Below are 18,657 nucleotides of genomic sequence, written 5' to 3'. Positions count from 1 at the left end.
ATGTCAGAGTCTCTTATGGATATACCAACAGTATTGGGGCATATCACTGATACGCAATGTCTTTATTATCCTCGATCGTTTTGCATAAGCAAATCGTAACCGCACGGCAGGGCTAAACGCCCCCGTAGCGGGGGCGGAGAGGGAATTAACGCGTTGAGGGGGACAGGGTCAGCGTAGACGGAGGAGAGAAGAAAACGTCGCCAAACAGCGCGGTGGAGATCTTACGGACCCCGAGTCCGGCCAGGGTACAGATCAGCAGGCTGGCAAACGGGTAGACCAGAATTAAGGTGAGTTCAGCCCAGACCGGCCAGTAAGCGGCATTCATCTCGCCAATCAGGAACAGGCTGAAGGCCTCAATTAAGATGCGGTGGGTGGTATAAATCGCAATGGTATTGGAGCCAATCACGTTCAACAGGTTGTCAGGGTGAACGGCATAGCGCTGCTCAAAGCTGTAGAATAGCTTCATAATCAGCACAATCGACAGCAATGAGAGCAGCAGCGGAACGTTAGCAAACCACAGCACCACGGAGACGGCGGCGAAAGCGACGGTTGCCAGCCAGAGGCGGCGCAGGCTGACGCTTTTCATCCACGCCATCAGCGTCGCGCCATACCACGCCCCGAGGCTGTAGTAGATCATGTTGCGGACCACGCTGTTCATTCCCCACCACGGTAGCGGCAGGAAGTTGATCGCGATGCTTGCCAGCGCCAGCAGTCCCAGCATCGGCAGCTTCCAGCGGCTCAGCAGTTTACACAGCGTGAAGTACACGACCAGGGCATACAGATACCACAGGCTGGTACTGGCAGTGAGCATGCCTTGCACAAATCCCGAGAGCGAGTCGGCGTAGGCCGCGTTCGACGAGGTGGCAAGCTCGCGATCGGGCGCCAGCCAGGCATTCAGGTGGGTCAGCGCCTGCCATTGCAGAATCCCCCACAGCGCCAGCACCCAGACAATGCTCCAGATTCGCTTGTCGAGACTGGTTCGCCAGTCCACTTCGTCAATATAACGACGGATCAGATAGCCGGAGATAAAGAAAAAGACCGGCATACGGAAGGGGGCAAGATAGAGATTAAAATAGACCCAGCATTTGGCGAGAAGGCCGGAGAGCGGGTGTTGCAGCCCGATCAGATGCGGATAAAACGTGATAACCGAATGATAGATAACCACCAGGCAGATACACAGCCCTTTTATCTGGTTAATCCATAATGCTTTTTGCTTCATTGTTCGCAACTACCTTATTGCCATAGACGAACGAGCAATTGTTGTTAAACGAAACCGTGCTGTAATGGGTAACAGTCTGTATCAGGAGGTTTTTCGGAAAAGGTGGAGGTTATGAGATGCGGTTTCAGATATTAGTACCCTGATTTGTCTGAATTTTTTGGAAAAATGATTACCAAAGCTTACGGTTTCAGTCATTTACGCTTAACGGATTCGCTTATATACTCGTGGGTCTGCTATCAGCAAACAGACGGACTTCATGTATCAACCTGTCGCACTCTTCATAGGCTTACGCTACATGCGTGGGCGCGCCGCGGACCGCTTCGGTCGCTTTGTCTCCTGGCTATCGACTATTGGCATTACGCTTGGCGTGATGGCTCTGGTGACGGTGCTTTCCGTCATGAATGGCTTTGAGCGCGAGCTGCAAAACAACATCCTGGGGCTGATGCCGCAGGCCGTTCTCTCATCGACTAACGGCTCGGTTAACCCGCAGCAGCTGCCGGAAAGCGCGGCGAAGTTACAGGGCGTCACGCGCGTAGCGCCGTTGACCACCGGCGACGTGGTGCTGCAAAGCGCCCGCAGCGTGGCGGTCGGCGTGATGCTGGGTATCGACCCGGCGCAAAACGATCCGCTGACGCCGTATCTCGTTAACGTGAAGCAGACCGACCTGGAAGCCGGGAAATACAACGTGATTCTGGGCGAGCAGCTTGCCGGACAGCTTGGCGTCAACCGTGGCGATCAGCTGCGCGTAATGGTCCCTTCTGCCAGCCAGTTTACGCCGATGGGGCGCCTGCCAAGCCAGCGTCTGTTTAACGTGATTGGTACTTTTGCTGCCAACAGCGAAGTCGATGGCTACCAGATGCTGGTTAACATTCAGGACGCGTCACGCCTGATGCGCTACCCGGCAGGAAATATCACCGGCTGGCGACTGTGGCTCGACGCGCCGCTGAAGGTCGATACTCTCAGCCAGCAAAAACTGCCGGACGGCACCAAATGGCAGGACTGGCGCGAGCGTAAAGGCGAGCTGTTCCAGGCCGTGCGGATGGAGAAAAACATGATGGGGCTGCTGCTGAGCCTGATCGTCGCCGTGGCGGCATTTAACATCATCACCTCGCTGGGTCTGATGGTAATGGAGAAGCAGGGCGAGGTTGCTATCCTGCAAACCCAGGGGCTGACGCCGCGCCAGATCATGGCCGTGTTTATGGTGCAGGGCGCCAGCGCCGGTATCATCGGCGCGCTGCTCGGGGCGGTGCTGGGGGCGCTGCTTGCCAGCCAGCTTAACAATTTAATGCCGATCATCGGCGCGCTGCTCGACGGCGCGGCGCTGCCGGTGGCTATCGAGCCGCTGCAGGTGGTCGGTATTGCGCTGGCCGCGATGGCCATTGCGCTGCTTTCTACGCTTTATCCTTCCTGGCGCGCCGCCGCCACTCAACCCGCTGAGGCTTTACGTTATGAATAAGATCCTGTTGCAATGCGACAACCTGTCCAAACGCTATCAGGAAGGCACTGTGCAAACCGACGTGCTGCACAATGTGAGCTTCAGCGTGGGCGAAGGCGAGATGATGGCGATTGTCGGCAGCTCCGGCTCGGGCAAAAGTACGCTGCTGCATCTGCTGGGCGGGCTGGATACGCCAACCAACGGCGACGTGATTTTCTCCGGCCAGCCGATGAGCAAAATGTCCTCGGCGGCGAAGGCCGAGCTGCGCAACCGCGAGCTGGGCTTTATCTACCAGTTCCACCATCTGCTGCCGGACTTCACGGCGCTGGAAAACGTCGCGATGCCGCTGCTGATTGGCAAAAAGAAACCGGCAGAGATTAACGCTCGCGCCAGCGACATGCTGAAGGCGGTAGGGCTGGGTCATCGCGGTAACCACCGTCCGTCGGAGCTCTCCGGCGGCGAGCGCCAGCGCGTGGCGATTGCCCGTGCGCTGGTCAACAACCCGCGTCTGGTGCTGGCGGATGAGCCCACCGGGAACCTGGACGCGCGCAATGCGGACAGTATTTTCCAGCTTCTGGGCGAGCTGAACGCCTCGCAGGGCACCGCGTTTCTGGTCGTAACCCACGATCTGCAGCTGGCAAAACGTATGGGGCGTCAGCTTGAAATGCGCGACGGCCTTCTGAACGCGGAACTGACCCTGATGGGAGCAGAGTAATGGCGTCACCGTTATCGTTACTCATCGGTTTACGTTTTAGCCGCGGCCGCCGTCGCGGCGGCATGGTGTCGCTGATCTCCGTTATCTCGACCATCGGTATTGCGCTGGGTGTGGCGGTGCTGATTGTGGGCTTAAGCGCCATGAACGGCTTCGAGCGCGAGCTGAATAACCGCATTCTGGCGGTGGTGCCGCACGGGGAGATCGAGCCGGTTAACCAGCCGTGGACGAACTGGAGCGATGCGCTCGCCAAAGTTGAAAAAGTGCCAGGCATCGCCGCGGCCGCGCCCTACATTAACTTTACCGGGCTGGTGGAAAGCGGGGTAAACCTGCGCGCCATTCAGGTGAAAGGGGTCAACCCGGCACAGGAAGCGCGTCTCAGCGCGCTGCCGAACTATGTGCAGAACGGCGCTTGGGCCAACTTTAAAGCTGGCGAGCAGCAGATCATCATGGGTAAAGGCGTTGCCGATGCTCTGAAGGTGAAGCAGGGCGACTGGGTGTCAATCATGATCCCGAACGCCAGCACCGACCACAAACTGCAGCAGCCAAAACGCGTGCGCCTGCACGTTACCGGTATTCTTCAGCTGAGCGGTCAGCTTGACCACAGCTTTGCGATGGTGCCGATGGAGGATGCGCGGCAGTATCTCGACATGGGCGACAGCGTGACGGGCATTGCCATCAAGGTGAACGACGTCTTTAACGCCAACAAACTGGTGCGTGACGCGGGCAGCGTGACCAATAACTATGTCTACATCAAAAGCTGGATCGGCACTTACGGGTATATGTACCGTGATATCCAGATGATCCGCGCCATCATGTATCTGGCGATGGTGCTGGTGATTGGCGTGGCGTGCTTTAATATCGTTTCGACGCTGGTGATGGCGGTCAAGGACAAGAGCGGCGACATCGCCGTGCTGCGTACGCTGGGGGCGAAAGACGGTCTTATTCGCGCCATCTTCGTCTGGTACGGTTTGCTGGCAGGGCTGTTTGGCAGCCTGTGCGGCGTAGTGATTGGCGTGGTGGTTTCCCTGCAGCTGACGCCGATTATAAACGGGATTGAAAAGCTTATTGGCCACCAGTTCCTGTCGGGTGACATCTATTTTATTGACTTCCTGCCGTCTGAACTGCACTGGCTGGATGTTTTTTATGTGCTGCTTACAGCACTTTTACTGAGTCTGCTGGCAAGCTGGTATCCGGCGCGTCGCGCAAGCCGAATTGATCCGGCGAGGGTATTAAGTGGCCAGTAATTACGTCATGATCTAGCGGCTTTCGGGCCGCCAGGTTAAAAGAGGAATGCGTTATGTATTACGGATTTGATATTGGCGGCACCAAGATTGCGCTCGGCGTGTTTGATAAAAACCTCAAACTGCAGTGGGAAACCCGCGTTCCCACGCCGCGCGAAAGTTATGACGAATTTTTAACCGCCATTGCCGCGCTGGTGGCTCAGGCGGATGAACGCTTTGGGGTCAAAGGCAGCGTCGGCATTGGTATTCCGGGCATGCCCGAAACCGACGACGGCACGCTGTACGCGGCCAACGTGCCTGCCGCCAGCGGTAAACCGCTGCGTGCCGATCTCTCTGCTCTCCTTGAACGCGACGTGCGTTTAGACAACGATGCCAACTGCTTCGCGCTCTCTGAAGCCTGGGATGATGAGTTTCGTCGCTACCCGCTGGTGATGGGGCTGATCCTCGGTACCGGCGTCGGCGGAGGAATCATCATCAACGGTAAGCCCATCACCGGCCGCAGCTACATTACCGGCGAGTTTGGCCATATCCGCCTGCCGGTGGACGCGCTGGAAGTGGTGGGGCGTGATTTCCCGCTGACACGCTGCGGCTGTGGGCAGCACGGCTGTATTGAGAACTACCTGTCAGGCCGCGGGTTTGCATGGCTTTACGAACACTTCTATCATCAGAAACTTGAGGCCCCTCAAATCATTACCCTGTGGGAGCAAGGGGATGCGCAGGCGCGTGAGCACGTCGAGCGCTATCTGGATCTGCTGGCGGTGTGTCTGGGAAATATTCTCACCATCGTCGACCCGGATCTGCTGGTGATCGGGGGAGGGCTTTCAAACTTTACCGCGATTACGGAACGGTTGTCCGGGCGTTTGCCCCGACATTTATTGCCGGTTGCCCGCGTGCCGCGTATTGAACGCGCGCGACACGGGGACGCAGGAGGCATGCGCGGAGCCGCATTCCTTCATCTCACCGATTAGTTTACGAGGTTTCTATGCTGTCGCGTCGCCAGGGTCGACTCAGCCGTTTTCGCAAAAACAAACGCCGCTTGCGTGAGCGCTTGCGCCAGCGGATCTTTTTCAGAGACAGAATGATGCCAGAAGCGATGGATAAACCCAGAGTGGTGGTGCTGACCGGAGCGGGGATCTCGGCCGAGTCAGGAATTCGAACCTTCCGCGCGGCGGACGGACTGTGGGAAGAGCACCGCGTGGAGGATGTCGCCACGCCGGAAGGCTTTGCCCGCGACCCGGATCTCGTGCAGGCGTTTTACAACGCACGCCGTCGTCAGCTTCAGCAGCCTGACGTCGCACCGAATGCGGCGCATCTGGCGCTGGCAAAGCTGGAAGAGGCGCTGGGCGATCGTTTTCTGCTGGTGACGCAGAATATCGACAATCTCCACGAACGGGCCGGTAACAAGAACATCATCCACATGCACGGCGAGCTGCTCAAGGTTCGCTGCGCCTGGAGCGGTCAGGTGCTGGACTGGAAAGAGGACGTGCTGCCAGAGGATAAGTGCCACTGCTGCCAGTTCCCGTCGCGCCTGCGTCCTCACGTGGTCTGGTTTGGCGAAATGCCGCTGGGAATGGATGAGATCTACAGCGCGCTGGCGATGGCCGACGTGTTTATCGCCATCGGAACATCCGGCCACGTTTACCCTGCGGCAGGGTTTGTCCACGAAGCGCGTCTGCACGGTGCGCATACGGTAGAGCTCAACCTTGAGCCAAGCCAGGTGGGCAGCGAGTTTGAAGAGAAACACTATGGCCTGGCAAGCACGGTCGTCCCGGAGTTTGTCGACAAGCTGCTGAAAGGGCTGTAACGGCAATCGCCTGAAAAGGCACCCGCCGGGCGGGTGCCTTTTTATTTATGAATGGAAGAACGCCAGCGTCTTCTCCAGCGATTTAGCCTGCTCATCCAGCGAGAGCGCCGCAGCGGAGATCTGCTGAACCAGAGAGGCGTTCTGCTGGGTGGTGCTGTCCATCTGGTTAACGGCGGTACTGACCTGGCTTATCCCGCGGTTCTGCTCGTCCAGCGCCTGAACAATGTCGTTGATGACCAGATGCACGTGCGACACCGCCTCAATCACCTGTTTCATCATTACGCCGGTTTCATTGACCAGCTCGACGCCTTTGCTGACGCGGCCTGAGGACTCGGCAATCAGCTGAGAGATCTCTTTTGCCGCGTTGGCGCTTCGCTGGGCCAGGTTGCGCACTTCACCTGCGACCACTGCGAAACCGCGCCCCTGTTCGCCCGCGCGCGCCGCTTCAACGGCCGCATTCAGCGCCAGGATATTGGTCTGGAAGGCGATGCCGTCGACGATGCTGTTAATCTCACCGATCTTACGCGCGCTCTCGTCAATCTCTCCGATCACCATCACCACGTCGTTTACCAGCGTTTCGCCATGCCCGGCGAGGCTCGCGGCGCGATCGGTCAGCGTGGTCGCCTTGTGGGCGTTGTCGGCATTATTTTTCACCGTGACCGAAATCTCTTCCATGCTGGCTGCTGTTTCAACAATCGCCGCCGCCTGTTCTTCGGTTCGTGAGGCGAGGTCAAGGTTGCCCGCCGAAATTTCGCTGGTGCCGCCGTGCACGGAGTGGCTGGCTTCGCTGATGTTGTCGACGATGCGCTTGAGCTGCGTCTGCATGGTGTGCAGGGCATAAAAAATGCTGTGGGTATCCCCGGAACGAACCGGGATGGTGTTGTTCAGCTCTCCCCGGGCAACGGCCAGGGCGATCCCGGCGGCCTCCGAGGGTTCCCCTCCAACCGGACGGTCAACCTTGCGGGTAAAGATCTGGGCCATCACCAGGCTGACCGCAACGATGCTTAACATCATCATCATGATGGCTTTCAGTAAAAATGCCCGCGCTTCGGCCATCACTTCGCTAACCGGAGTAATAATGGCCAGCTTCCACGGCGTCTGGCTGTTACCGACGGCGATGTCCTGCCAGGTGATGAACACCTCTTCCATCAGCAGCGGATCGTTTACCCGGGTGACGTCATGACCGGCAATCTGACCCGCGTATGGCTTGCCTGCCGCCTGTTTGTCCGGGCTGGACACTACGTTATTACCCGCTGAGAGGAGCAGGGCGTAGCCTGTGCCGTTCCACGGTTTAATCGCGCCGATCGTGGACTGCAGCGTGGCGAGGGAGAAGTCAGAGGTGACCGAGCCCAGAAACTGGCCGTCACGCATGATGGGTGCGGCAATCGAGGTGAGCATCACGTCCACGCCGTTGTAGGGGTAAATATAGGGCTCGATGATCACATCTTTATGCCGCTGTTTCGGCAGCAGGTAATAATCACCGCTGCCGGGGGTTTCGATGTCAGTCAGCAGGTGTAATGCCGGTTTGCCGGTGGCATCGCGGTCGACGTAGCGGGCGTAGCGTCCGGCAGGATCTTCACCACTCTGACCGGCAAAGGCGGCATCTTTATCGTCGAACGCGTTGGGCTCAAAGGCCATCGACATGGAGAGAAACTGTGGGTGAGCCGAGAGGTAGTGGATAAGCAGCTGGTTCAGGCTCTGGCGGTCGGATACGCCCGCCTCGCGCAGCGCCAGGGCGCTGTTGCCCATATCCCGGGCGGCAGTCAGGGCGGAATCCAGCTGTTTGCTGACCTGTAAAGCCTGTACCTCGGCTATCTGGCGGATATGTTTTTTGGCCAGCACCTCCTGCTGCGCCATCCACTGCCACATCATAAACCCGATCGTTGCCGTAAAGCCCACCGTCACGGTGAGGAAAATGGACAATAGCATCAACGTCTTGACTCTTATTTTTTGTTTTCGGACCATGGCGTCTTTCATTCTCATCTCCCGTAATGTTGTGCATGTCGGGCTGGCACACAGTACTTATCGGATATTTCATCCTCTTTCTGTAGAGCGCCGGATATATTTAATTTAAATTCCAGAATATTTAATCCCGTTAATTAGTGTGGATGCTTTTATTTTGTGCATTCAATCAAAATAGCGCTCGATAATGCTCGTTATCATCGTGTAGAAAGAGGATGCTAATAAATATTAAGTGGTAAAGGAGGATGGGATATGTACGGATTTATTGCGCGACAACCCATTTTTAACCCTGAGATGAAGACGGTGGCCTATGAGCTGCTCTTCAGAGACGGGATGACAAACCGTTTTCCGGATGTGTCGGCGGAATATGCCACCTCCAGAATGATATCCGATCAGTTTTTATGCGTGCCGTCCCAGCGCATCGCCGGGGCACATACGTCGTTTATTAATTTCCCTTCGCGAATGGTCATAGACCGCAGTGGAGAAGCGCTGGATAAAGAGAGCGTGGTCATTGAGATCCTTGAAGATGCTGTGCCGGGAGCGGAACTGCTGCAGGCCGTCAGGGAGATGAATGCGCATGGTTATCAGTTTGCGCTTGATGATTTCACCCTTGCACCAGAATGGGATGCTTTTTTACCCTATATTTCAATACTGAAATTTGACGTCAGAAATTACACCTTAGCGCAAATTAAACAGTATCTGAAAACGCGTAAACATCTGACCGGTCATATTAAATATCTCGCTGAAAAAATTGAGACTAAAGAGGAATTCAACCAATACAGGGACGAGGGGTTTTCCCTTTTTCAGGGCTATTTTTTCTGCCGCCCGGAGGTCATTAAATATAAACGGCTGTCGCAAAATCAGCTGGCGATTTTTCGACTGCAAATGGAGGTCGGACGCAATAAGCCTGATTTTCGAATTATCGAGTCGTTGATAAAAACCGATCTTACGCTCTCTTATAAAATCATGCGCTATATGAAGCATACGGCGTTTAAGCATGTCGGCGCCTGTAATTTCAGCAAGTTAACCCTGAGCGAGGTGCTCAGGTATCTTGGCGAAAATCAGCTCCGACGGTTTGTTGCCGTCGTGGTCCTCGCCAGTGCGGGCAATGATACCGTCAGCGAGCTTTATCCGCTGAGCATGATGCGCGGCAAGTTCTGCGAGCTGATCGCAGAGACGATGAACGAACCGATACTGGCTGAAAATGCGTTCATGTGCGGCCTGTTTTCTCTGCTGGATGCCCTCCTTGAGCTGCCGATGGCAGAGTTGATGAAGCAAATTGCGGTCCCGCAGAGCGTGAGCAACGCGCTTTGTCATCAGGAGGGACGGTTAGCCGATATGATCAACCTTTGCCGTTACTATGAACAGCAGCAGTGGGACGAAGCGACCAGAGTACGTCAGAGGCTGGGTCTGTCGGATGAAGAAGTGGTAGAGGCGATGCGAAAGGCGACGATCTGGGCAGGAGAGAATGCGGTCAGTTAATCCTTCCTCACGCCGTACACGCGGCGTGAGGAAGAACGCGATACCGTTAACGGCCCGCTTTTAACTTCTGGTAATACTCTTCGTAGAGGCGGCTGGCGTCGCCGACATCGTTCTGCCATTCGCCTTTGCTGATGGTTTCGGCATCCGGATAGAGCGATTTATCGTTAGCCACTTCAGGCTTCAGCAGCTTGCGTGCGGCGAGGTTTGGCGTCGGGTAGCCAATCGTCTCGGCAACCTGTTTCGCCACGTCCGGGCGCAGCAGGAAGTTAATTAGCTTATGCGCCCCTTCAACGTTTTTCGCATTGGCCGGAATAGACAGGCTGTCCATCCAGAAGATCCCACCTTCTTTCGGCCAGACCACCTCAAGCGGCGTACCGGCCTGACGGGCAACATACGCGGAGCCGTTCCAGACCATCCCCAGATTCACTTCGCCTTCCATATACGGGTTTGCCGGGTTATCAGAGTTGAATGCCGCCACGTTAGGCATCAGCTTTTTCAGCTCGGCATACGCCGCTTCAATCTCTTTAGGATCCGTCGTATTGCCCGAGTAGCCCAGCTTGCGCAGTGCCACCTGGAACACTTCGCGCGCGTCGTCTGTCAACAGCAGGCTGCCCTTGTATTCCGGTTTCCACAGATCGGCCCAGCTTGTCACCGATTTCGGATCGACGGCCTCGCTGTTAACGCCAATCGCGGTTGCCCCCCAGATATACGGAATGGAGTAGTCGTTATTCGGGTCGAACGGCTTGTTGAGCATCTCAGGATCGAGGTTTGAAAAATGGGTTAGCTTCGTTTTATCGATCTTCTGAATCATGCCCTCTTTGCGCATTTTGTCGACAAAGTAGGTGGAAGGAACCACCAGATCGTACGCGCCATCTTTGTAAGTTTTCAGCTTGGCGTACATGGTTTCATTCGACTCGTAGGTCGAGTAGATCACTTTGATGCCCGTCTCCTTTGTGAACTGTTCCAGCAGGCCCGGCGGCACGTACTCGGTCCAGTTGTAGAAGTAGAGCGTTTTGCTGTCATCAGCGTGCGCGGAACCCATGCCGAGCACCAGCGCCGCAGCGGCGAGCATTTTTTTCATTTCATTGTCCCCTGAGATTTTGTTTTATCACGAGCAATAACCTGGCTGGCGATCACCAGAACCAGCGAAAATACCAGCAGAATGGTTGCCAGCGCGTTCACCTCGGGTGAAACGCCGACTTTCACCATCGAATAGATTTTCAACGGCAGAATTTCATAGCTCGGCCCGGTCACGAAGGAGGAGACCACCACGTCATCCATCGACAGGGTAAAGCTCAGCAGCCATCCGGCCGCCACGGCGGGCATCGCCAGCGGCAGGATGATTTTGCGCAGGATGGTCATCTCGCTGGCGCCCAGATCTTTCGCCGCCTCCAGCATGCGCACGTCGAACCCTTTCAGGCGCGCAAAGACGGTCACCACCACAAACGGCAGGCAGAAGGTGATATGGGAAAACAGCAGCGACCAGAAGCCAAGCTGTACGCCCAGCAGCATAAACAGCACCAGCAGCGAAATCGCCATCACGATATCCGGCGACATCATCACCACAAACAGCATGCCGCTGACGAACGGTTTACCGCGAAAGCGGTAGCGGTAGAGCGCCACGGCGGTCAGTGAACCAATTAGCGTGGCGAAGGTGGCGGAGAAGATCGCCATCGTCAGCGAGTGCTGAGCGGCCTGCAGCAGGCTGTCGTTGTTCATCAGCAGGCTGTACCAGCTGGTGGTAAAGCCCTGCCAGTTAATCCCGAAGCGTGAGCTGTTAAACGAGTTCACGATCAAAATAACGATCGGGATATACAGGTAAGCGTAAATGGCGGTCATAAAACCGCCGCGAAGCAGTCGACCGATCATTCGAGTTCCACCTTCTTGTTCAGCAGCCGTGAAGCGCGCCAGTAGACCAGCAGCATCAGACCCATCACCACCGTCAGCGTGATGCTGGTGGCGGACCCGAACGGCCAGTCGCGAATGTTCAGGAACTGACTCTTGATCACATTCCCAATCAGCAGGTTTTTCGCGCCACCCATCAGGTCAGAAACGTAGAACAGACCCATGGCCGGAAGCATGACCAGCAAACAGCCCGCGATAATACCGGGCATAGTCAGCGGGATGATAATGCGGATAAAGGTCTGGAGCTTGTTGGCACCCAGATCTCTTGCCGCTTCCAGCAGCGGTTTATCCAGCTTCTCTATGCTGGAGTAGAGCGGCATTACCATAAACGGCAGCAGGATATAGACCAGGCCGATAATGACCGCGCTCGGGGTAAACATGATGCGGATCGGCGTATCAATCACCCCCAGCCACAGTAGAAACTCATTGAGGTAGCCTTTGGTGCTGAGGAAGATTTTCAGCCCGTAGATGCGGATTAACGAGTTGGTCCAGAATGGAACAATCAGTAAAAACAGCAGCAGGGGCCGCACCTTTTGCGGCAGGCCCGCGAGGAACCATGCGAAGGGATACCCGAGCACCAGGCAGGCAACGGTGGCAATTAGCGCCATATTGAGCGAGTGCAGCAGCACGTCAAAATAGAGCGGATCGAGCAGGCGCGCGTAGTTATCCAGCGTAAAGACCAGCGAAACGAAGTTTGCGTCGTCGCGGGTCAGGAAGCTGGTGGCGATGATCATCAGGTTGGGTAAAAAGACAAACAACACAAGCCAACCGACGATCGTGGCAATCACCACATTCTGGAACTTACTTGTGTTCTTCATCAGCCAGCACAACCTCCCAGCTTTCTACCCAGTTGACAACCATTTTCTGGTCGAGCGAGTGGTCGAAGTCAGGGTCGTCCTCGTTAAAGAACTCGCTGACCATCACCATTTTGCCGTTCTCAAGCTCGACGACAGACTCCAGGGTCATCCCTTTGTAGTTGCGCTCGCGGATATAGCCGATTAACCCTTCGGCCTCGGTATTGCCGTGGATTTCATCGACGCGCAGATCTTCCGGGCGCAGCAGAACGTTGAGCTTTTGTCCCTTCTCGACGGGGAAATTCACCGTGATATTGCATTCGCGTCCTTCGACGCTGGCGAGCACGCGCTGGTCGTCCAGACGTTCAATCACCGTGGCGTCAAAGATATTGATCTCGCCAATGAAGCTGGCGACAAACAGGTTCTTCGGCTCTTCGTAGATTTCGCGCGGCGTGCCGTCCTGCTCGATTTTGCCGTCGCGCATCACCACGATGCGGTCTGACATGGTCAGGGCTTCTTCCTGATCGTGGGTGACGAAGACAAAGGTAATGCCGAGTTTGCGCTGCAGGGCTTTGAGCTCGTTCTGCATCTGTTTGCGCAGCTTGTAATCCAGCGCGGAGAGGGATTCATCCAGCAGAAGCAGACGCGGCTTGTTAACCACGGCGCGGGCGATGGCCACGCGCTGCTGCTGGCCGCCGGAAAGCTGATGGGGTTTACGCTGGGCAAATGTCTCAAGCTGTACCATGCGCAGGGCATCGGTGACGCGCGGTTCGATCTCATGCGCCGGGGTTTTTTGCATCCGCAGGCCAAACGCCACGTTTTCAAAAACGGTCATGTGCGGGAACAGGGCATAGCTCTGAAAGACGGTATTAACGTGGCGATCTTCGGCAGGAACCCGGGTAATGTCCTGGTTCTCTAGATGGATATGGCCGTTATCGACGCTTTCCAGCCCGGCGATAAGGCGCAGTACGGTTGTTTTGCCGCAGCCGGAGGGGCCAAGCAGCGTCAGAAACTCACCGTCATTGATGGTAAGAGTGAGGTCGGAAATAACGTCTTTGCCATCAAAACTTTTACGAATTCGTTCCAGTTTCACCAGCGGTGAACGGGTTTGTGTATTCAATTTTTGCGCTGTCCCATATAGACGCCTCAGGCAGCAGACTGAAGCGGGGTTTGTGTGTAACCACCTTGGTGACTCGTAATGAGGGCGGACATTCTACGGCAATCCCCGGTAATCGCCAATCCTTGTCACTGATTCATAAGCTACATTTACTAACGCATAACGATATAAACGGAAAATATTCTCGTTTGCGGGATAAAAGTGACCTGACGCAATATTTGCGTTTTGATGCTTATTGATAATGTTGTCACAAAAAGTGAGGGTGACTGCATGGATAAATTACTTGAGCGTTTTTTACAGTACGTTTCGCTGGATACCCAATCTAAACCGGGTGTTCGCCAGGTGCCGAGCACCGAAGGCCAGTGGAAGTTATTAAACCTGCTGAAAGAGCAGCTTGACGCCATGGGGCTGGTCAACGTCACGTTAAGCGAGAAAGGCACTGTGATGGGAACGCTGCCGGCGAATGTCCCGGGTGACATTCCGGCGATTGGCTTTATCTCCCATGTCGACACCTCTCCTGATTTTAGCGGTAAAAATGTGAACCCGCAGATTGTGGAAAATTACCGCGGCGGTGACATTGCGCTGGGCATTGGCGACGAAGTGCTCTCGCCCGTGATGTTCCCGGTGCTGCATCAGCTGCTGGGCCAGACGCTGATCACCACCGACGGGAAAACCCTGCTGGGGGCGGATGACAAAGCGGGGATCGCGGAAATCATGACGGCGCTGGCGGTGCTGAAGGGCAAAGATATTCCGCACGGCGACATCCGCGTGGCCTTTACGCCGGATGAAGAGGTCGGCAAGGGCGCGAAGCACTTCGACGTGGACGCCTTTAACGCCCAGTGGGCCTACACCGTCGACGGTGGTGGCGTCGGTGAGCTGGAATATGAAAACTTCAATGCCGCGTCCGTCACGATCAAAATTGTCGGCAACAACGTTCACCCCGGTTCGGCGAAAGGCGTCATGGTGAACGCGCTGTCGCTGGCGTCGCGAATTCATGCGGAAGTCCCGGCGGAAGAGAGCCCCGAACAGACCGAGGGGTATGAAGGTTTCTATCACCTGACCAGCATCAAAGGCACCGTGGACAGCGCGCAGATGCACTACATCATCCGCGATTTCGACCGTAAAGCCTTTGAGGCACGCAAGCGTAAGATGATGGAGATCGCCAAAAAGGTGGGTAAGGGCCTGCATCCCGACTGCTACATTGAGCTCATCATCGAAGACAGCTATTACAATATGCGCGAGAAGGTGATGGCGCATCCGCATATTCTCGATATCGCCCAGCAGGCGATGCGCGACTGCGATATTGAACCGATATTAAAACCGATTCGCGGCGGCACCGACGGTTCTCAGCTGTCATTCATGGGGCTACCGTGCCCGAACCTGTTTACCGGTGGCTACAACTACCATGGCAAGCATGAGTTTGTGACGCTGGAAGGAATGGAAAAAGCGGTGAAGGTGATAGTGCGGATAGCGGAGTTGACCGCGAAGCGGTAAGAAAAGCCCGGTGGCAAAGCGCCACCGGGCATTAAGGCGACTCAGTCCTCAAAGAACCAGTACCCGCTGTTAACCAGCGCGGCCAGCATCGCGAGGAAAGACGGGTCTTCCAGCGCATCGCCAAAGGTATCGGCAGTCAGCACCAGATGGCTGGCTATGGATTCGAGCGCTGGACGGTGCGGAGAGTCCAGCTTCTCGCCGTTGACGAATACCTCCTCGCCAATGCGCAGCACGCGCAACCCGCCCAGACGTACCAGCTTGTCGCCCTGCTGGAGCGCATCATAAATCTCGTCAGCCTGATAAGGCGGCTCCGGTGGCGCAACGTCCAGCTCATGACGAGACTGGCTGATAAACTCGCCAAACCACTGACGGAAATGTTCCGGTTCGTTGATCAAATCCAGCATCATGCCGCGCAGCTTATCCAGCTCTGCAGGCAGGATATCGGCCGGATGCTCGCGTGCAGGCACATCGGGGTCGCTGTAACGATAGCTGCCCAGCTCGCGTTGCAGAACGTAGTCGGCAAATCCGCTGATCATCTCGCGGCCGCTTGGCGCGCGGAACCCCACGGAGTAGTTGAGGGAGTTTTCCAGCGAGTAACCCTCGTGAGGGAATCCAGGCGGAATGTAGAGAATATCGCCCGGCTCCAGCTCTTCGTCGATAATCCCTTCAAACGGATCAACCTGCAGCAGGTCCGGATGCGGGCAGTGCTGCTTCATAGGTACTTTTTCGCCCACGCGCCAGCGGCGGCGGCCCGTACCCTGAATGATGAATACGTCGTACTGGTCCAGATGCGGGCCCACGCCGCCGCCAGGCACGGAGAAGGAGATCATCAGATCGTCCATGCGCCAGTCGGGCAGGGCGCGGAACGGACGCATTAAGGCGGCAGTTGGCTCGTGCCAGTGGTTGACCGCCTGCACCAGCAGAGACCAGTTGTTTTCACCGAGGTGATCGTAGCTTTCGAAAGGACCGTGGCTAACCTGCCATTTCCCGTCCTGGTGGCTGACCAGACGGCTGTCGACTTCGTTTTCCATGGCCAGACCGGCCAGCTCGTCAGGCGAGATGGGGTCGACAAAATTGCTGAACCCGCGTTTCAGAACCACCGGGCGTTTTTGCCAGTAACGTTCAATAAACTCGGGCCAGTTAAGCGTTAAGTGATAATCCATAATTTTTTTATTCCGCAGGCTCTTACTGACTCGGATTATAACGGAAGCTCAGCCCCCCGGCTGCGAGATCCTCGCATTTTTCACATAACGGGTTAACTATCGTTCGATGTGGGCTGCTGGCGACCAAAAATGACCTCCATTCTGGCGCCGCCCAGCAGGCTCTCGCTGGTTTCGATTTTCCCGTCGTACTGGTCGACAATCTCGCGCGCGACGGCTAATCCTACGCCCTGTCCTGGACGTAACGTATCGGCGCGCTGACCGCGATCGAACACCACGTCACGCTTATTGCGCGGGATCCCCGGGCCATCATCCTCAACGATAATATGCAGCTCGGTTTCCGTCTGGCGCGCAGATACTTCCACGAACTCCAGGCAGTATTTGCAGGCGTTATCCAGCAGGTTACCCATCACTTCCATGAAGTCATTTTTTTCACCCACAAAGCTTATCTCTGGCGAGATATCGAGGCTGATATTCACCCCTTTACGCTGATACACCTTGTTGAGGGCGGACGTGAGGTTATCCAGAAGCGGGGCAACCGGGTGCAGTTCACGGCTCAGCAGCGCGCTGCCGGAACGCATGCTGGCGCGATGCAGGTAATAGCCAATTTGCTGTGAAATACGGCTGATCTGTTCCAGCATCACCGGCTCGGCATCGTCGACGCTCAGCTTCGAACTGCGCATTGAACGGAGGGTACTTTGCATGACCGCGAGCGGGGTTTTCAGGCTGTGGGTCAGGTCGGTAAGCGTCGTACGGTATTTATCATAGCGTTCGCGTTCGCTTTTCAGCAGGCGGTTGAGGTTTCGCACCAGGCTGGTGAGCTCGCGCGTGGTTTCCGGGTTCAGCTTCTCGCGATGATGTTCCTCCAGCTCGCGAACCTCTTTCGCCAGTGATTCAATGGGGCGCAAGCTCCACCATGCCGCCACCCACAGCAGCGGGATCACCAGCAGGAGATTCGCAGCCAGAACATAGATGAACCAGCTCCAGACCATATAAGATCGCTTCAGCTCGACCGGAATGGTGTCGATCACCACAATGGTCAGCTGCGGCATGTTTAGCGTCGCCGGATAGAGGTTAATCGCGACGGAGTGCGTCATCTCCGTTTCGGCATTGTCGGCGCGGATCTCGTTCAGCTTTTGCTGCAGGGAGCGATCTTCACGGATCAGCGAGCTGGTGGTGTTGAGATCGGCTTCAATTTCATGAAACCCGTTGGTTCTGAGCCAGTCCGGACGAATGCTTTTGACCAGCCATGGGATGTCACGCTGCGCCCACAGTAGCTTGCCCTTTTCGTCATAAATCAGGGCCAGCGTTGGACTCTGCTGGTTGAGGTTTTCCGGCATTTCGACGGTGATTTGATTGTTTTCCCACTTCGCCAGGGTATAAAAAAGATTGCTTTCGCCACGCAGCAGCCGAAAGGTGGTTTTATCAAAGCTGACGCTATAGCCCACCAGGGCGACCATGCCGTAGGAGAGTGACAGCACCAGCACGACGGCGGCCGTTGCCAGTAAGAAACGAACCCTCAGGGAGAGGGGCAGAATATGGCGTAAAATCCGTCTCATTTAGCGTAATTCGAACAGGTAGCCCTGGCCACGGACGGTGGTAATCACATCCTGCGGATACTGCGCCTGAATTTTCTTGCGCAAACGCCCCATCAGCACGTCAATGGTATGGCTCTCGCGCAGTTCCGCATCAGGGTAAAGCTGGAGCATTAAGGAATCTTTGCTTACCACTTTGCCGTTGTTACGGATCAGCGTTTCCATAATGGTGTATTCGAAGGCGGTAAGCTTGATCACTTCATCATTGATCGCTAACTCCCGACGGGAGAGATCGACCTGGAAAGGCGGGATGGAAATAACCTGTGAAGCCAGCCCGCTATTGCGGCGTAACAGCGCCTGCATGCGCGCCGCCACCTCTTCAATATGAAACGGCTTGGTGACGTAATCATCCGCACCCGCGCTGAGCACTTCGACCTTATCCTGCCAGCCTTCACGGGCGGTCAGAACCAGAACCGGTAGGGAGACATCATGGCTGCGCCAGCGGCGAATCAACGACAGACCGTCTTCGTCAGGCAGCCCTAAATCGACAATGGCGATATCCGGCAGGTGTTCATTGAGATAATAATCGGCTTCTTTTGCGTCTTCAGCATCGTCCACCTGATGTCCCATCTCCTGAAGCTGAACCTTCAGGTGATGACGTAGCAATGCGTTATCCTCAACAACCAGTACGCGCATCATCTCTTCTCCCTAAATAATTGGTATGAATAGTTTAACGCTGATTATGTTGTTTTGGGGATAAACATTGAGTAAACCGGGGAAAAGCATCCCCCTTT

At 55.9% G+C, this 18,657-nt stretch carries 16 protein-coding genes; 7 read left to right on the top strand and 9 right to left on the bottom strand.

Annotation, left to right across the window (positions count from 1 at the left end; translation table 11 throughout):
• Nucleotides 1-145: 145 nt before the first annotated feature.
• Nucleotides 146-1,219 (bottom strand): acyltransferase family protein, encoded by a 1,074-nt coding sequence (locus USH94_RS11260; protein ID WP_111965552.1) that lies wholly within the window; start codon nucleotides 1,217-1,219, stop codon nucleotides 146-148.
• A gap of 256 nt (nucleotides 1,220-1,475) precedes the next feature.
• Between USH94_RS11260 and lolC the strand changes: the two genes are divergently transcribed.
• Genes lolC through cobB form a run of 5 tightly spaced genes read left to right on the top strand, consistent with a single transcriptional unit; the run spans nucleotide 1,476 to nucleotide 6,414 of the window.
• Nucleotides 1,476-2,675, top strand: a complete 1,200-nt coding sequence (lolC, locus tag USH94_RS11255; protein WP_024908607.1) for a lipoprotein-releasing ABC transporter permease subunit LolC — start codon at nucleotides 1,476-1,478, stop codon at nucleotides 2,673-2,675.
• Nucleotides 2,668-3,369 (top strand): lipoprotein-releasing ABC transporter ATP-binding protein LolD, encoded by a 702-nt coding sequence (gene lolD, locus USH94_RS11250; protein ID WP_111965553.1) that lies wholly within the window; start codon nucleotides 2,668-2,670, stop codon nucleotides 3,367-3,369. The genes lolC and lolD overlap by 8 nt, the downstream gene beginning before the upstream one ends.
• Entirely contained in the window at nucleotides 3,369-4,613 is a 1,245-nt protein-coding gene (lolE, locus tag USH94_RS11245) for a lipoprotein-releasing ABC transporter permease subunit LolE (protein ID WP_111965554.1), read from the top strand. Before lolD ends, lolE begins: the two co-directional genes overlap by 1 nt.
• Before the next feature lie 53 nt (nucleotides 4,614-4,666).
• Nucleotides 4,667-5,578, top strand: coding sequence for an N-acetylglucosamine kinase (gene nagK / locus USH94_RS11240; RefSeq protein ID WP_111965555.1), 912 nt, complete (start codon nucleotides 4,667-4,669; stop codon nucleotides 5,576-5,578).
• Nucleotides 5,579-5,592: 14 nt separating this feature from the next.
• Complete coding sequence (gene cobB, locus USH94_RS11235; protein ID WP_021240739.1) at nucleotides 5,593-6,414, top strand: Sir2 family NAD+-dependent deacetylase; 822 nt, start codon at nucleotides 5,593-5,595, stop codon at nucleotides 6,412-6,414.
• Nucleotides 6,415-6,459: 45 nt separating this feature from the next.
• Here cobB and USH94_RS11230 read toward each other — a convergent pair whose 3' ends face one another.
• On the bottom strand, nucleotides 6,460-8,391 hold the full coding sequence (locus tag USH94_RS11230) for a methyl-accepting chemotaxis protein (protein ID WP_111965556.1): 1,932 nt from the start codon (nucleotides 8,389-8,391) through the stop codon (nucleotides 6,460-6,462).
• A gap of 237 nt (nucleotides 8,392-8,628) precedes the next feature.
• Between USH94_RS11230 and USH94_RS11225 the strand changes: the two genes are divergently transcribed.
• Nucleotides 8,629-9,858 (top strand): EAL and HDOD domain-containing protein, encoded by a 1,230-nt coding sequence (locus USH94_RS11225; protein ID WP_111965557.1) that lies wholly within the window; start codon nucleotides 8,629-8,631, stop codon nucleotides 9,856-9,858.
• 46 nt (nucleotides 9,859-9,904) lie between these two features.
• On the opposite strand, the gene potD is transcribed toward USH94_RS11225, so the two are convergent.
• From potD to potA, 4 genes are read right to left on the bottom strand one after another with little or no spacing between them, the layout of a single operon-like run.
• Complete coding sequence (gene potD, locus USH94_RS11220; protein WP_111965558.1) at nucleotides 9,905-10,939, bottom strand: spermidine/putrescine ABC transporter substrate-binding protein PotD; 1,035 nt, start codon at nucleotides 10,937-10,939, stop codon at nucleotides 9,905-9,907.
• A complete protein-coding gene (gene potC, locus USH94_RS11215; RefSeq protein WP_033145228.1) occupies nucleotides 10,936-11,727 on the bottom strand; it encodes a spermidine/putrescine ABC transporter permease PotC in 792 nt (263 codons plus the stop codon). Before potC ends, potD begins: the two co-directional genes overlap by 4 nt.
• Nucleotides 11,724-12,581 carry a spermidine/putrescine ABC transporter permease PotB gene (gene potB, locus USH94_RS11210; RefSeq protein WP_045401925.1) on the bottom strand — a complete coding sequence of 286 codons (858 nt, stop codon included), beginning with the start codon at nucleotides 12,579-12,581 and terminating at the stop codon, nucleotides 11,724-11,726. Before potB ends, potC begins: the two co-directional genes overlap by 4 nt.
• Nucleotides 12,565-13,707, bottom strand: a complete 1,143-nt coding sequence (potA, locus tag USH94_RS11205) for a spermidine/putrescine ABC transporter ATP-binding protein PotA (protein ID WP_181574049.1) — start codon at nucleotides 13,705-13,707, stop codon at nucleotides 12,565-12,567. Before potA ends, potB begins: the two co-directional genes overlap by 17 nt.
• A gap of 237 nt (nucleotides 13,708-13,944) precedes the next feature.
• Here potA and pepT point away from each other — a divergent pair, with 237 nt between their 5' ends.
• Nucleotides 13,945-15,168 carry a peptidase T gene (pepT, locus tag USH94_RS11200; RefSeq protein WP_111965560.1) on the top strand — a complete coding sequence of 408 codons (1,224 nt, stop codon included), beginning with the start codon at nucleotides 13,945-13,947 and terminating at the stop codon, nucleotides 15,166-15,168.
• A 41-nt stretch (nucleotides 15,169-15,209) separates the two neighbouring features.
• Here the strand turns inward: pepT and USH94_RS11195 are convergent, their stop codons facing one another.
• The 3 genes from USH94_RS11195 to phoP form a co-directional block, all read right to left on the bottom strand.
• On the bottom strand, nucleotides 15,210-16,331 hold the full coding sequence (locus USH94_RS11195; protein ID WP_111965561.1) for a cupin domain-containing protein: 1,122 nt from the start codon (nucleotides 16,329-16,331) through the stop codon (nucleotides 15,210-15,212).
• 92 nt (nucleotides 16,332-16,423) lie between these two features.
• On the bottom strand, nucleotides 16,424-17,887 hold the full coding sequence (gene phoQ / locus USH94_RS11190) for a two-component system sensor histidine kinase PhoQ (RefSeq protein WP_111965562.1): 1,464 nt from the start codon (nucleotides 17,885-17,887) through the stop codon (nucleotides 16,424-16,426).
• Entirely contained in the window at nucleotides 17,888-18,559 is a 672-nt protein-coding gene (gene phoP, locus USH94_RS11185; RefSeq protein ID WP_028019015.1) for a two-component system response regulator PhoP, read from the bottom strand.
• Nucleotides 18,560-18,657: the final 98 nt, after the last annotated feature.

The sequence above is a fragment of the Enterobacter sp. 148H3 genome, from assembly GCF_034107425.1.
Taxonomy (GTDB): domain Bacteria; phylum Pseudomonadota; class Gammaproteobacteria; order Enterobacterales; family Enterobacteriaceae; genus Enterobacter; species Enterobacter vonholyi.
Note: the sequence above shows the minus strand (reverse complement) of the source record. Positions and strands in the feature narration are given on the sequence as shown.

What these genes read in the sequence shown, in the direction of transcription:
- USH94_RS11260 (WP_111965552.1), bottom strand. Translation starts at nt 1,219, where the DNA reads ATGAAGCAAAAAGCATTATGGATTAACCAGATAAAAGGGCTGTGTATC.
- lolC (WP_024908607.1), top strand. Translation starts at nt 1,476, where the DNA reads ATGTATCAACCTGTCGCACTCTTCATAGGCTTACGCTACATGCGTGGG.
- lolD (WP_111965553.1), top strand. Translation starts at nt 2,668, where the DNA reads ATGAATAAGATCCTGTTGCAATGCGACAACCTGTCCAAACGCTATCAG.
- lolE (WP_111965554.1), top strand. Translation starts at nt 3,369, where the DNA reads ATGGCGTCACCGTTATCGTTACTCATCGGTTTACGTTTTAGCCGCGGC.
- nagK (WP_111965555.1), top strand. Translation starts at nt 4,667, where the DNA reads ATGTATTACGGATTTGATATTGGCGGCACCAAGATTGCGCTCGGCGTG.
- cobB (WP_021240739.1), top strand. Translation starts at nt 5,593, where the DNA reads ATGCTGTCGCGTCGCCAGGGTCGACTCAGCCGTTTTCGCAAAAACAAA.
- USH94_RS11230 (WP_111965556.1), bottom strand. Translation starts at nt 8,391, where the DNA reads ATGAAAGACGCCATGGTCCGAAAACAAAAAATAAGAGTCAAGACGTTG.
- USH94_RS11225 (WP_111965557.1), top strand. Translation starts at nt 8,629, where the DNA reads ATGTACGGATTTATTGCGCGACAACCCATTTTTAACCCTGAGATGAAG.
- potD (WP_111965558.1), bottom strand. Translation starts at nt 10,939, where the DNA reads ATGAAAAAAATGCTCGCCGCTGCGGCGCTGGTGCTCGGCATGGGTTCC.
- potC (WP_033145228.1), bottom strand. Translation starts at nt 11,727, where the DNA reads ATGATCGGTCGACTGCTTCGCGGCGGTTTTATGACCGCCATTTACGCT.
- potB (WP_045401925.1), bottom strand. Translation starts at nt 12,581, where the DNA reads ATGAAGAACACAAGTAAGTTCCAGAATGTGGTGATTGCCACGATCGTC.
- pepT (WP_111965560.1), top strand. Translation starts at nt 13,945, where the DNA reads ATGGATAAATTACTTGAGCGTTTTTTACAGTACGTTTCGCTGGATACC.
- USH94_RS11195 (WP_111965561.1), bottom strand. Translation starts at nt 16,331, where the DNA reads ATGGATTATCACTTAACGCTTAACTGGCCCGAGTTTATTGAACGTTAC.
- phoQ (WP_111965562.1), bottom strand. Translation starts at nt 17,887, where the DNA reads ATGAGACGGATTTTACGCCATATTCTGCCCCTCTCCCTGAGGGTTCGT.
- phoP (WP_028019015.1), bottom strand. Translation starts at nt 18,559, where the DNA reads ATGCGCGTACTGGTTGTTGAGGATAACGCATTGCTACGTCATCACCTG.